The following is a 13544-nucleotide window of genomic DNA, read 5'->3' as shown; positions in this document are numbered from 1 at the left end:
GGGCAGAGCTTCAGTATAGAAGAGTCCCGGCGCCGGCGTGGTGCCCAGGGTCGGTCAACGCTCGTCGTGCTGCGAGGGGGCGCCGCGAGTGGGCGTGGCGATATCCTCGTCGGCCTCGTAGAGCGCCTCGAGTTCGCGGGCGGCTTCCTGGACGGTCTGGATCTGCTGTTTCTCGTTGCCGAACACCTCGAGCTGGCGCAGCAGGGTGCGCTCGTCGTGCTCACGGAAGGTATCCACGGTGTGCTGGGCCTGATCCGTGGGCAGGCCCAGTTCGATCAGCAGTTCGCGGGTCAGCTCCAGGCTGGCCGGCAGCATCTCGCGGATCAGCCGGTGGATACCGGCGCGCATCAGGCGGTGGGCGTGATAGCGATTACGCGCGCGGGCGTAGAGCCGCAGGTGCGGGAACTGGCGCCGCACCCGCTCGGCGATGCGCAGCGAGGCCTCGATATCACCCACTGCGATCACCAGGATCCGCGCCTTGTCGGCCCCGGCAGCGCGGAGCAGGTCAATACGCGACGCGTCGCCGAAATACACCTTGTTGCCGTAGCGGCGCACGAAGTCGACCTGGTCGGCATTGATATCGAGTACGGTGTAGGGAATCTTCAGACCCTGCAGCACGCGGCCCATGATCTGGCCGAAGCGCCCGAAGCCGGCGATGATCACCCGCGGCGAGTCGTCGCGCGGGCTATCGTAGCCGGGTCGTGGCCTGGGGGCGTCGAAGCGCGGTCGAATCCAGCGCACATGCAGCAGAAACAGCAGCGGCGTGGTAGCCATCGACAGTGAGATCACCAGGATCAGCAGCTGCACCAGCGTGGCATCGACCAGCGCCGCGGCAGCGGCTGCCGTCAGCAGCACGAAGGCGAACTCACCGCCCTGGGAGAGCAGTATGCCGAGGCTGCTGGCCTCCTTCCAGGAGGTGCCGTAGAGTCTTGCTGCAACCAGCACGCTGGCGCCCTTGAGCAGCAGCAGGCCAAGCGTCAGGCCGAGGATGGTCAGCGGCATCTCGGCGAGCAGGCCGATCTGCGCCATCATGCCCACCGCCATGAAGAACAGCCCCAGCAGCAGGCCGCGGTAGGGCTCGATATCGGCCTCGATGTTGTGGCGGTACTCGGAGTCGGCGAGCAGCACCCCGGCGATGAAGGCGCCCAGCGCCATGGACAGCCCGGCCAGCTCCATCAGCAGGGCGGCGCCGATCACCACCAGCAGGGTGGTGCCGGCGAATACCTCGCGGCTGGCGGTGCCGGCGGCCATGCGAAACAGCGGCCGCAGCAGCAGGCGGCCGCCGACGATCAGCACCGCGAAGGCGGCGATGGCAAAGGCCACCTCGCGCAGCAGCGGGGCGGCACCATCGGCCAGCAGCGACCCCGCGGCGAGGATCGGAATCGCCGCCAGCACCGGGATCGCCGCCAGGTCCTGGAACAGCAGCAGGGCAAAGGCGTTGCGGCCGTGGCGGGTCTGCAGCTCCTTGCGCTCGCCGAGCAGCTGCAGTACCAGTGGCGTGGAACACAGCCCCAGGCTGAACCCCACCACCAGCGCGGCGACGGGGGCCAGCCCCAGCCACCAGGCGCCCAGCGACAGTGCCAGGCTGGTCACCGCGACCTGCAGGCTGCCGAAACCGAACACCGCATGGCGCATCACCTTGAGGCGTGCCGGCTTGAGTTCCAGGCCGATCACGAACAGCAGCAGCACGATGCCGACCTGGGAAAACTGCAGTACGCCTTCGGCGTCGGGTACCAGCGCCAGCACCGAGGGACCGATCACCACCCCGGCGGCCAGGTAGCCGAGCACTTCACCGAGGCCGAGGCGCTTGCATAGCGGCACGATCAGTACCGCGGCAGCGAGGAAGATCAGGGTGTTGTAGAGCAGGTCGGTAGCCAAGGTAACATCCGTTCAGCGGTAAGCAGGCAGAAGCAGCCATGATAACCCGCCAGGGCCGGGACGGCAGGGGGCGTTGTTGCGGCTGTGCAATTCGCCACGACTATGCCTACCATGCACGGGGTAGCCCGTTGAACTGCAAAGGAGAGTGCATTATGGGAATCGAAGTCGGCGGCCTGTTGGGTCTGATCTGGCTGATCATCGTGATATGGGCCGTGGTCAAGGTGGCCAAGAGCTCGGCGGGGCCGGTGGCCAAGCTGCTATGGATCCTGATCCTGCTGTTCTTCCCGCTGGTCGGGTTGATCGTCTGGCTGCTGCTGGGGCCGAAAGGGTAGCGCCAGTGTCGTGAGAGGCAGGACGCCCTAGGTGGCGTTGTCCGCCGATACGACACGATTCTTGCCGTCCCGCTTGGCCCGGTACATGGCATCGTCGGCCAGCTCGATCAGCTGACGATGCCCCATCCCAGGCTGCCAGCGGGCGACACCGATACTGATCGTGATACGGCCTGCCCCAGCGGGGCAGGTTGTTCGCGCGATGTCGTTGCACAATCGCTCTGCCATCTTGAACGCCTGCTCTGGCGTGACCCGCGAGATGATGACCATGAACTCCTCCCCGCCCCAACGCCCCCAGCTATCCTGCTGACGCAGGCGTCTTTTTATCAGGCCAGCGACATGCACGATGACGTCGTCTCCGACGCTATGGCCATACTGATCGTTGACCGACTTGAAATCGTCGATATCCATCAACAGCAGGAACAGGGGGGCGCCAGTCTGGGCGCTCTGCGCAATGGCCTCGGAGAGGGCGACATCCAGTCGGTAGCGGTTCCAGCAGCCGGTCAGTGGATCGCGGTGGGCGAGCCGTTTCCAGCGATCATTGGTGCTGATCAGCTTGCGGTTGGCGTGCATGATGTCGATGACCGATAGCGCAATCCCGATGTCGTCGGCAAGGTCCTGGGCGGTGTGGACTTCGATTGCCAGCCAGCCGGCATGCCGGCTGATAGCATCACGATCAGGGCTGTGGTTCGGTTGCTGCGGTCTGAAGAGCACGAGCCAGCCGATCGTCACTTTGTTGACGGTCATGCGTACGGCAAGCAAGTCGCCGTATCGTGAGCGTGGTAGCGCCGCTGACAGGTTGGCGGGCAGCTCGCTCAAGGTGGTGGTACGTCGCGTTCGCCGCATGGCCGCCAGGGCTGATTTCAGCTGCGACAGAGCCTCTGCCGGCGGTGTCGTTCCCCTCACCACATGCCTGTCATTCAACAGCAGGGCGACGCCCTGGGCCCGCAGCAGCGATAGCCAGTGATCGCCGTGGCGCCTGACCAGCTCATTGGCATCACGCATCTGGCGTATTTCGTTGACGATCAGGCGCCGCCTGGTCTTTAGCTGTTCACGGTGATGCTCGTAGCGCAGCGACTTCAGGTAGCGCAAGCGCTGGCCGGCGATATTCAGCATCAAGGTCAGCAGTTGCCGTGTAGCAGCTGCCAGGTCGTCCGTATGGCATCGTACGTATCCCCAGTGCGGTGGGTCTGTCGGGAGTAGCAGGGGCCGGTGCTGGTCGAGCGCAGGGGGCTCAAAGGGGGCTGGAGGGGGAGAATCCAGAGGCGACGCCAAGTGGTGAATGAGGTGGGCCTTGCCATCCGGGTGGTAGCGATAGAGTGCCACCGGGTGCTGCCCGGTAAGCCTGAAGAGCAGCTCGCCCAGGCGCTGGAGAAGGGCATCCTGGTCGGTGGCCATGCCGAGCCATGTCAGTTCCGGGAGCAGCGTCGCCAGATCGTGAAGGCGAGGCTGAGAGAGCAAAGGGTCTACACTCATGTCCATCCCCCTCGGCGTGCTGCGAAACGTCGGCTAACGCGGGCATTGTTCGTTCCACCACTCCTGCGCCAGGCCTGCACCGCGATCGCATGTGTCTCGGATACAGCTGGTGGATTAAACCACTAGTTTAACCATCGATTGAATTTTAGTTCAACTCGAGTTGAACCAATGCTTCACATTCGCGGCATGGAAGAAAAAAGATTGTTTGCCGAGCGGTTGAAGCAGGCCATGCGGGAGGCAGGGTACGATCCCAGGCCTTCGGTACTGGAGCGCGAGTTCAATCTGCGTTTCTGGGGAAAGCCCATCACGTTTCAGGGCGTGCGTCGCTGGCTGCGCGGCGAGTCCCTGCCCAGCCAGGACAAGCTGACGGTGCTGGCCCAGTGGCTGAAAGTGGAGCCGCAGCAGTTACGTTATGGGGCAGCGGACGACCAAGGCGTGGGTGAGCCGCCGGCTGCCTGGAGAACCGAAATGAGTGATGAGGAACGCGAGCTGTTGGACACCTACCGGGCGCTGCCTGAGCAACAGCGCGATACGCTCCGCGAGGTGGCGGCCGCGTTGGCGGTGGCATCCGGTGTCAAGCCACGCTGATCGGGGTACGGGTGGCCCGGTGGCTAGCGTGGCGGTATCGATCAGTCGGTCGTGGGCTTTCTGTAATGCCCGGGAATCTTGACGCGTTCGCCATTGGGGAGCTGACGCACGTGGGTAGGAACATAGACGCGTTCGATGATGCTCTTGCTCATGGTGATATGGCCTCCTAACTCAGTCGTGCCCCTCGCTGAGGGCAGTGATCACGATGACTGACACCTTCATTAGTCTGCGCCTGAAAGCGGCGATATTTCAATACCCGTTTGCGACGCGCGAGACGCATTCGCAATGGCCCAGGGCAGTACCTCATTGCGGGTCAGGGGGGCCAGCGGCAGGCCAAGCGCCTGGTGTGGCGTTACCCAGCGCAACTCCGCGATTTCGGCGGCAGGGGTCACACAGCCTGCGATGTCGACCCTGAACAGGTGGGCTCGGATGTGCTGGCCTGGCTCATTCGCCGCGGGGGCTTGGTACTCTCCCACGTAGACGAGACGCTCTGGCCGCTGCGCCAACTCCTCGTGAAGCTCACGTACTAGTGCCGCTGCTGCTGTCTCGCCGGGTTCGATCTTGCCGCCCGCTTGCATGAACGCCTGGGTATCGCGTTTACGCACCAGCAGCAGACGTCCTGCATCATCGACAATGATCGCTGCAGCGATGTGCAGGGGTGGGGCAGAGTTGGTCGGATGGTTCACTGAATCCCCCGAGAGTCGCTCAGTGCAGCGGCGAGGCATGGCGCATGAAGCGTACCGGCGGGCGGTACTTGTCGCTGGGCGAGGCCTGGCGCGAGGGCAGCACCCGCCAGCCACGCTCGCGGGCCCAGCGCTTGAGCGAGCGAAAGTCGATCAGCGGGTTGGCGTTGCTGGTATAGGGTGTGTCGGCGGGGAAGGCCAGCGCGATATAGGTGTAGTAGGCGGTGGCACTCTCTTGCTCGTGGGCCGCCAGGGCGCGGTCCAGCGCCTGTTGCCACTGTCGTGAAACGTCCTGCTCGATTGCCAGAGGTGCGCTCATGGCAGTGCCCTCCATTGGGGTGGTCGGCATCCGTTGTGCCTATCGCATGGCGGATAGGGGGTGCGAGGACTGCCCTCCCGAGGGAGGGCAGAGCATGGTGCTCGGTTCAATCCCAACTCAGCGCGCCGCCCACCTGGTACTCGGTGACGCGGGTCTCGAAGAAGTTCTTCTCCTTGCGCAGGTCGATGATCTCGCTCATCCACGGGAAGGGGTTCTTGGCCCCGGGGTACTGCTCCTTCAGGCCGATCTGCGCCAGGCGGCGGTTGCAGATGAAGTGCAGGTACTCCTCCATGATCGCCGCGTTCATGCCCAACACGCCGCGGGGCATGGTGTCGCGGGCGTAGGCGATCTCCAGCTCGGTGCCCTCGATGATCATCTGGGTCACCTCGTCCTGGAACTCGGGGGTCCACAGGTGCGGATTCTCGATCTTGATCTGGTTGATCATGTCGATGCCGAAATTCAGGTGCATCGACTCGTCGCGCAGGATGTACTGGAACTGCTCGGCGACGCCGGTCATCTTGTTGCGGCGGCCCATGGAGAGAATCTGGCTGAAGCCGCAGTAGAAGAAGATGCCCTCGGTGACGCAGTAGAAGGCCACCAGGTTGCGCAGTAGCTCCTGATCGGTCTCCGGGGTGCCGGTCTGGAAGTCGGGGCGCGACAGCGACTGGGTGTGCTTGAGGCTCCAGGCCGACTTGGCGGCCACCGAGGGTACCTCGCGGTACATGTTGAAGACCGCGCCCTCGTCCATGCTCAGCGACTCCACGCAGTACTGGTAGGCGTGGGTGTGGATGGCCTCCTCGAAGGCCTGGCGCAGCAGGTACTGGCGGCACTCGGGGTTGGTGATCAGGCGGTAGAGGGCCAGCACCAGGTTGTTGGCGACCAGCGAGTCGGCGGTGGAGAAGTAGCCGAGGCTGCGTTCGACGATGCGCCGCTCGTCGGCGGTGAGGCCGTCCTGGCTCTTCCACAGCGCGATGTCGGCGTTCATGTTCACTTCCTGGGGCATCCAGTGGTTGGCGCTGCCGTCCAGGTACTTTTGCCAGGCCCACTCGTACTTGAACGGCACCAGCTGGTTCAAGTCGGCGCGGGCATTGATCATCTGCTTGTCGTCGACCTCGATGCGTGCCGCGCCCATCTCGAGCTCCTCGAGGCCGGCGGCCACGTCGAGCTCTTCAAGCGACTTGCGCGCCCGCGCCAGGCGCTCCTCGTCGGCGGTCTGATAGCGGTTGCCGGTACCGCCCTCGGGCGCCTCCTCGGCACTTGGCGCCGCCGCGGGCTTGGCCGGTGCGGGCTTGGGTGCCGCGTACTGCGGGCTGGATTCAGCGACCGCGCTGTCGTCCTCGTGGAATTCGTCCCAGTTCAGCATTTGTCTGTCCTGTTCTTCGCTGGTGGCGTTTATCGCATGACGCCGGTGGTCAAATATTGGCTTCGGGCTTCGGGCTTCGGGCTTCGGGCTTCGGGCTTCGGGCTTCGGGCTTCGGGCTTCGGGCTTCGGGCTTCGGGCTTCGGGCCGTTAGCGGCTCGCTGCTCGAAGCCCGGGGCCGGCGCGGAGCGCCGTTACTGGCAGGCCTCGCAGCCCAGGTCGTCGATGTCCCCGGCCGAGGGGGCGCGTGAGCCGCTGCCTGCCTTGCCGGTGAGGAAGTCGTCGACGCCACGCGGTTCGGGGGTGGCAGTTGGCGTGGGCGCCGGGGCGCCGTTGCCCACCGCGTTGTGGTTGCCGCGCTCGACGGTGGACTTCTCCACCGAGGTAGCGCCCAGGGCGCGCAGGTAGTAGGTGGTCTTGAGCCCCAGGTACCAGGCCATGCGATAGGTCACGTCGAGCTTCTTGCCCGAGACACCCTTGATATAGAGGTTCAGCGACTGAGCCTGGTCGATCCACTTCTGGCGCCGCGAGGCGGCCTCGACCAGCCACTTGGGCTCGACCTCGAAGGCGGTGGCGTACTTGGCCTTGAGGTCCTCGGGAACCCGCTCGATGGGCTGCACGCTACCGTCGTAGTACTTGAGATCGTTGATCATCACCTCGTCCCACAGGCCGCGCTCCTTGAGGTCGTTGACCATGTAGGCGTTGACCACGGTGAATTCGCCCGACAGGTTCGATTTCACGTAGAGGTTCTGATAGGTCGGTTCGATCGACTGCGACACGCCGCAGATGTTGGAGATCGTGGCGGTGGGGGCGATCGCCATCACGTTGGAGTTGCGCATGCCCTGGGTCGCGATCTTGCTGCGGACGCTCGACCAGTCCTGGGTGGCGGAGGTGTCCACCGCGATGTATTTCTCGCCGCGCTCGGTCTTGAGCCTGTCGATGGAGTCGATGGGCAGCACGCCCTGGCTCCACAGCGAGCCCTCGAAGCTCTCGTAGCGGCCACGCTCGGCGGCCAGGTCGCTTGAGGCCTCGATGGCGTGGTAGCTGACCAGCTCCATGGAGCGGTCGGCGAAGGCCACCGCTTCCTGGCTGGCGTAGGCGATACCGTGGGCGTAGAGGGCGTCCTGGAAGCCCATGATACCGAGCCCCACCGGGCGGTGCTTGAGGTTGGAGTTGCGCGCCTGGGGCACCGCGTAATAGTTGATGTCGATGACGTTATCGAGCATGCGCACCGCGGTGCGCACGGTGCGCCGCAGCTTGGCGTCGTCGAGCTGGCCATCGGTTACATGCTGGGCCAGGTTCACCGAGCCGAGGTTGCACACCGCGATCTCGTCGGGGCTGGTGTTGAGGGTGATCTCGGTGCACAGGTTGGAGGAGTGCACCACCCCGGTGTGCTGCTGTGGGCTGCGCAGGTTGCAGGGGTCCTTGAAGGTGATCCAGGGGTGGCCGGTCTCGAACAGCATCGAGAGCATCTTGCGCCACAGGTCCTTGGCGCGGACGCGCTTGAACAGCTTGAGCTGTCCACTGCGGGTCATCTCTTCATACTCTTCGTAGCGCTTCTCGAAGGCGGCGCCATAGAGATCGTGGAGGTCCGGGCAGGTGGCCGGCGAGAACAGCGTCCACTCCTTGTCGTCGAAGACGCGCTTCATGAACAAATCCGGCACCCAGTTGGCGGTGTTCATGTCATGGGTGCGGCGGCGGTCGTCGCCGGTGTTCTTGCGCAGCTCGAGGAACTCCTCGATGTCGAGGTGCCAAGACTCGAGGTAGGCACACACCGCGCCCTTGCGCTTGCCGCCCTGGTTGACCGCCACGGCAGTGTCGTTGACCACCTTGAGGAACGGCACCACGCCCTGGCTCTTGCCGTTGGTACCCTTGATGTAGGAGCCCAGCGCGCGCACCGGGGTCCAGTCGTTGCCCAGGCCGCCGGCCCACTTGGAGAGCATGGCGTTGTCGCGGATGGCGCTGTAGATGCTGTCCAGATCGTCGGGCACGGTGGTCAGGTAGCAGCTGGAGAGCTGGCTGCGTTGGGTGCCGGAGTTGAACAGCGTGGGCGTCGAGGCCATGTAGTCGAAGCTGGAGAGCAGCTCGTAGAACTCGATGGCGCGCGCTTCGCGGTCGTCCTCGTTGAGTGCCAGACCCATCGCCACGCGCATGAACATCACCTGGGGCAGCTCGTAGCGCACGTCGTCCTGGTGGATGAAGTAGCGGTCGTAGAGGGTCTGCAGGCCAAGGTAGGTGAAGGCCATGTCGCGGGTATGGTCCAGTGCATCGCCGAGGCGCTCGAGGTCGAACTCGGCGAGCCGCTCGTCAAGCTGTTCGAAACCGATGCCGCGCTCGATATAAGCTTTGAAGGCCGGCTTGTAGAGCTCGGCCATCTCCTGGTAGGTGGCCTCTTCGGCGACGCCCAGGAACGACAACGCCTCGCGGCGCAGGTTGTCCTGCAGCAGGCGGGCGGTGACGTAGGTGTAGTTGGGGTCCTTCTCGACCAGGGTGCGGGCGGTCATCATCAGCGCCTGGGAGACGCCGTCGACGGTCACGCCATCGTAGAGGTTCTTCAGCGAGTCCTCGACGATCTTGTTGGGATCGACGTTGGTCAGCCCTTCGCAGGCGTCGAACACCAGGGTCTCGACGCGGCCCAGGTCGAGCGGACGGCGGCTGCCGTCGAGGGCGGTGACGTTGAGCGTCGGGTGCGGCTTCTCGATGTCGCCGCCGGCGGCGGCGCGGGCCCTGGCGTGCTCTTCGCGATAGAGCACGTAGGCGCGGGCGACTTTCTGCTCGCCGGCGCGCATCAGCGCCAGTTCCACCTGGTCCTGGATATCTTCGATATGCAGGGTGCCGCCATCGGGCATGCGGCGCAGGAAGGCCTCGCTGATGACGTTGGAGGCCTGGGCCACGAAGTCGCGGACTCGCGACGAGGCGCCGGCATTGTCGCCTTCCACGGCGATGAATGCCTTGGTCATTGCCACCGAGATCTTGCTGGCATCGAATGAGACGACATCGCCGCCTCGCTTGATCACCCGCAGCTGGTTGGGGGCGGTCACGTTCACCGGCGTCTTGCCGGGAGTCAAAGTGGTATCCATGGCGCCGTGTCGTCCTAGCGGTGGTGGTTGGAAAGCAGCGCGAGACGCGCCCTGCCGCCTAGAAAAAAGCGGGCAAATTGGCTGCACTTGACGCGATGTCGGTGCAAGTTGACAGTCGTAAGGTGACTTGCTAGGTACACACTATGTTGTGTGCCTATGGGTCACAAGCACAAGATAGTGTGCCGTTTGGCTTTCAGCAAGTGGATAAGCTGTGCATATCGTGTGACTCTCCTGGGTGTGAATCGACGCCCCTCGACAGGCCGCATGCTAGAGCGTTTCACGGCCGGGCGGTGTGGCCGAAAAGAGGCTAAACGAGAAACGCTCGCTGCAAATTCGGTTATTTCGGGTATCCTTGGGTATCATTCGCCAATAACAATGTGGCCCTGTAGTGCCCCAGGTAAGTTGGCGTTGCAGGATGTCGCGAAAATGATGCTGCCGAGCAGCCGGCGGCCGTTTCCCCAACAACGGACGGATATGACGGGATGGAACAACGCGTGGAGCGCAACGACCAGGATCATGTACTGATCATCGAGGATGACGAACGGCTCGCCGAGCTGACCCGGGACTACCTCGAAGCCAATGGCTTCCAGGTGACTGTCGAGGCCGACGGTGCGCGTGGCGTGGAGCGTATCGTCTCGCTGCAGCCGGATCTGGTGATTCTCGACCTGATGCTGCCAGGGGAGGACGGCCTGTCGATCTGCCGTCGGGCGCGCAACGACTATGCCGGGCCGATCCTGATGCTGACGGCGCGCACCGACGATATGGACCAGGTGTTGGGGCTGGAAATGGGGGCCGATGACTATGTGCCAAAGCCGGTCCAGCCGCGGGTGCTGCTGGCCCGGATGCGGGCCTTGATGCGGCGCACCGAGAGTGGCGAAAGCGGCGGTGAGGCGCGCCTCACCTTCAATAATCTGGTGGTCGACAGCGCGACTCGCGAGGCCTGGCTGGAGGGCGACCGTATCGATCTGACCAGCGCCGAGTTCGATCTGCTGTGGCTGCTCGCTAGTCACGCCGGGCGGGTGTTGACCCGTGAAGAGATCTTCAGCGAGCTGCGCGGCATCAAGTACGATGGCCAGGATCGCTCCATCGACGTACGGGTGTCGCGCATTCGTCCCAAGATCGGCGACGATCCCAACCATCCGCACCGCATCAAGACGGTGCGCAGCAAGGGCTATCTGTTCGTCAAGGACGGCTGATGCTGATGCTGCGGCCGCTCTCGGGCAGTACCTTTCTACGCGTCTACGTGCTGCTGGCGTTGGCTCTGGTACTGGCGTTCGGGCTGGCGCTGAGCGGCTTCACGCTGGTCGACCAGGTGCGCCGCGAGCAGTATCGCGAACAGCTCGCCGACGCGCCGATGCGGCTGCTGGCCCAACAGCTGGGCGCCGCGGCGGAGGAGCAGCGCAGCCAGTGGCTGTGGCAGCGCGGCACCGAACTCGATATCGAACTGCATCTGCACGATGACGCCGAGAGCCGCGGTCTCGGCTACTTTCAGCGTGCCCGGCTCGACGCCGGCCGGGTGCTGATCGACACCCGGGGAGACACCGACTGGCGACTGTTCATACGCCTGCCAGACGAGGCGGCCGTGCTCGAGGCGCGCCTCGATGGCATCAGCGAGTCGCAGCTGCGCGGCATGGCCGGCCTGCTCGGCGAGTGGCTGGCCGACCCGCTGCTGCGTCATCAGCGCGTCGCCGAGCTGTCCAGCGGGGCGCTGCCGATCACTCTGAACGATGTGCCGCCGCGGCGACTCGACAGCGCCCAACTGGCGCGGCTGGGCGCTGGCGAGGTGATCCTGCACCTGGCTCCAGAAGCCTGGAGCCTGACGCTGTTCCTGCAGCTCGACACTGGCAACCAACTGCAGTCGGTGCAGTGGCTGCAGGTGGGGCCGATCCACGCCTTCGAGCCGATGCCGCTGTCGCTGTCGTTGCTGCTGCTGGTGCTGATGCTCGGCGTGCTGGCCGGCACCATCTACCTGATCGTGCGCGGCGTCGAGGCGCGTATGGCCAGGCTCGAGCTGGCTGCCACGCGCATCGCCGGCGGCCACCTCGACACCCGGGTCAAGGTCGAGAGCAGCGACTTCCTGGGCCGACTGGGAATGGCCTTCAACGGCATGGCTGCCCAGGTACAGGCGCTGCTGCGCGCCCAGCAGGAGATGATCCGGGCGGTGTCCCACGAGCTGCGCACGCCGGTGGCGCGCATTCGCTTCGCGGTGCAGATGGTCGAGGACATGACCGACGATGAGGCGGTGCGTCGCCAGCTATCGGGCATCGACGGCGACATCGAGGAGCTCGACGGCCTGATCGACGAGATCCTCACCTATGCGCGGCTGGGTAGCGACCAGGCCCATGGCGTCGAGCTGGCCACCGAGCCGCTGGAGTGCCGGGCCATGGCGCAGCGTGTCATCGACGCCCTGGCCGGCTTGCACGGCCAGCTGCGCATCGATCTGGCGGCGGGCGAGGAGTTCGAACTCGAGGCCGAGCCGCGCTACCTACAGCGGGCGCTGCAGAACCTGGTAGCAAATGCCTGTCGGCACGCCGAACGGCGGGTGCTGATCAGCCTGCATAACGACGCGCGGGCGGTGCGCATCGACGTCGAAGATGACGGTCCCGGGGTGCCGGAGGCGGACCGTCAGGAGATCTTCAAGCCCTTCGCGCGCCTCGACGACAGTCGCACCCGACGCTCCGGCGGCTATGGCCTGGGGCTGTCCATCGTGCACAAGGTCATGGCCTGGCATGGCGGCAGCGTGATGGTCGACGACAGCCCGACGCTGGGCGGTGCGCGCTTCAGCCTGCTGCTGCCCGGTGGCACCTGAACCAACCTCAGGCTGGCTTGATCCCCTCCAGCACCGCGAACGAGGTCTCCCGCGCGGTGCGCAGAAAATCCTCCATCCACGGGGCCTCGCGAGTCTCCTCGCGGATCGCCGCGAACAGCGTGCTCCACATGCCTTGCTCGCCCAGCGCCACGCCGCGCACGTAGTCGCGTTCGAGGTACTCGGTGAGCGCCCAGTTGGGCAGCGCGCAGACCCCGCGGCCACTGGCGACCAGCTGCATCATCATGATCGTCAGCTCGGCGGTACGGATCTCACGCGGCTCGACGCCGGCGGGGTCGAGAAACTGGCTGAACACGTCGAGGCGCGCGTGCTCCACCGGGTAGGTGATCAGGGTTTCATCGGCCAGGTCCTCGGGGGTGATCCAGGCGCGTCCGGCCAGGCGGTGCTGCTTGGCTACCGCCAGCAGGCCCTGATAGCGAAACAGTGGCTCGTAGTGCACGCCGGCCAGCGGCTGAGGGTCGGCGGTGATCACCAGGTCGAGCTGCTCGCGGGCCAGCGCCGGTAGCGGGTCGAAGTGGTGGCCGCCGGGAATGTCGACCTCGACCTCCGGCCAGTGGTCGCGGAAGTAGTCGATGGTCGGCATCAGCCATTGAAAGCAGCTGTGGCATTCGATGGCCATGTGCAGGCGGCCCTGCTCGTTGCCGGCCAGCCTGGCCAGGTCGCGTTCGGCCATGCGCACCTGGGGCAGGATCTGCTCGGCCAGGGCCAGCAGCCGCTGGCCGGCACGGGTGAACTCTACCGGCCGGGTCTTGCGCAGGAACAGCGGGCTGCCCAGCCGCTCCTCAAGGTCTTTGAGCTGGTGCGAGAGCGCCGACTGGGTGAGGTGAACCCGCTCGGCGGCTTCTACCAGCGAGCCGGCGTCGCGCAGGGCGATCAGGGTGCGGAGATGGCGTAGCTCGAGCATGATGAGTCACTTTCACTTTTAAGATTAATTAATTTAGTTTGATTCACCTTTGGGTGCCAGCCAGACTGCCTTCACTGCGTATGGCGACGCCGCCATAAAT

11 protein-coding genes are annotated in these 13544 nt (G+C 65.0%); 4 read left to right on the top strand and 7 right to left on the bottom strand.

The window, feature by feature from the left end; translation table 11 throughout:
• Window positions 1-54 precede the first annotated feature (54 nt).
• Window positions 55-1878: a monovalent cation:proton antiporter-2 (CPA2) family protein gene (locus CK498_RS18570; protein ID WP_095622348.1), complete on the bottom strand. Its 1824-nt coding sequence runs from the start codon at window positions 1876-1878 to the stop codon at window positions 55-57.
• Window positions 1879-2030: 152 nt separating this feature from the next.
• Between CK498_RS18570 and CK498_RS18565 the strand changes: the two genes are divergently transcribed.
• A complete protein-coding gene (locus CK498_RS18565) occupies window positions 2031-2210 on the top strand; it encodes a PLDc N-terminal domain-containing protein (protein WP_095622347.1) in 180 nt (59 codons plus the stop codon).
• 27 nt (window positions 2211-2237) lie between these two features.
• Here CK498_RS18565 and CK498_RS18560 read toward each other — a convergent pair whose 3' ends face one another.
• Window positions 2238-3683 (bottom strand): GGDEF domain-containing protein, encoded by a 1446-nt coding sequence (locus CK498_RS18560; protein ID WP_176475840.1) that lies wholly within the window; start codon window positions 3681-3683, stop codon window positions 2238-2240.
• A 168-nt stretch (window positions 3684-3851) separates the two neighbouring features.
• On the opposite strand from CK498_RS18560, the gene CK498_RS18555 reads away from it, so the two are divergent.
• Window positions 3852-4271: a transcriptional regulator gene (locus CK498_RS18555; RefSeq protein ID WP_324615562.1), complete on the top strand. Its 420-nt coding sequence runs from the start codon at window positions 3852-3854 to the stop codon at window positions 4269-4271.
• A gap of 221 nt (window positions 4272-4492) precedes the next feature.
• Here the strand turns inward: CK498_RS18555 and CK498_RS18550 are convergent, their stop codons facing one another.
• The 4 genes from CK498_RS18550 to CK498_RS18535 form a co-directional block, all read right to left on the bottom strand.
• The gene (locus CK498_RS18550; RefSeq protein ID WP_407645876.1) at window positions 4493-4957 is read right to left on the bottom strand and encodes an NUDIX hydrolase; all 465 of its coding nucleotides are present in this window, start codon (window positions 4955-4957) and stop codon (window positions 4493-4495) included.
• A 19-nt stretch (window positions 4958-4976) separates the two neighbouring features.
• Window positions 4977-5273, bottom strand: a complete 297-nt coding sequence (locus tag CK498_RS18545; protein ID WP_229359137.1) for a hypothetical protein — start codon at window positions 5271-5273, stop codon at window positions 4977-4979.
• Between the two features lie 106 nt (window positions 5274-5379).
• Window positions 5380-6636, bottom strand: coding sequence for a ribonucleotide-diphosphate reductase subunit beta (locus CK498_RS18540; protein WP_095622343.1), 1257 nt, complete (start codon window positions 6634-6636; stop codon window positions 5380-5382).
• A gap of 191 nt (window positions 6637-6827) precedes the next feature.
• Window positions 6828-9713, bottom strand: coding sequence for a ribonucleoside-diphosphate reductase subunit alpha (locus tag CK498_RS18535; protein ID WP_095622342.1), 2886 nt, complete (start codon window positions 9711-9713; stop codon window positions 6828-6830).
• 482 nt (window positions 9714-10195) lie between these two features.
• On the opposite strand from CK498_RS18535, the gene CK498_RS18530 reads away from it, so the two are divergent.
• Both CK498_RS18530 and CK498_RS18525 read left to right on the top strand, forming a co-directional pair.
• Window positions 10196-10909 (top strand): winged helix-turn-helix domain-containing protein, encoded by a 714-nt coding sequence (locus tag CK498_RS18530; RefSeq protein WP_095622341.1) that lies wholly within the window; start codon window positions 10196-10198, stop codon window positions 10907-10909.
• 5 nt (window positions 10910-10914) lie between these two features.
• Window positions 10915-12522, top strand: a complete 1608-nt coding sequence (locus tag CK498_RS18525) for an ATP-binding protein (protein ID WP_095622531.1) — start codon at window positions 10915-10917, stop codon at window positions 12520-12522.
• 7 nt (window positions 12523-12529) lie between these two features.
• Here the strand turns inward: CK498_RS18525 and CK498_RS18520 are convergent, their stop codons facing one another.
• Complete coding sequence (locus CK498_RS18520) at window positions 12530-13444, bottom strand: LysR family transcriptional regulator (protein ID WP_095622340.1); 915 nt, start codon at window positions 13442-13444, stop codon at window positions 12530-12532.
• Between the last annotated feature and the right edge of the window lie 100 nt (window positions 13445-13544).

This window comes from Halomonas salipaludis (genome assembly GCF_002286975.1).
In the GTDB taxonomy this organism is placed as follows: domain Bacteria; phylum Pseudomonadota; class Gammaproteobacteria; order Pseudomonadales; family Halomonadaceae; genus Franzmannia; species Franzmannia salipaludis.
The sequence above is the reverse complement of the archived record's forward strand: the minus strand, read 5'-3'. Positions and strand labels throughout refer to the sequence as shown.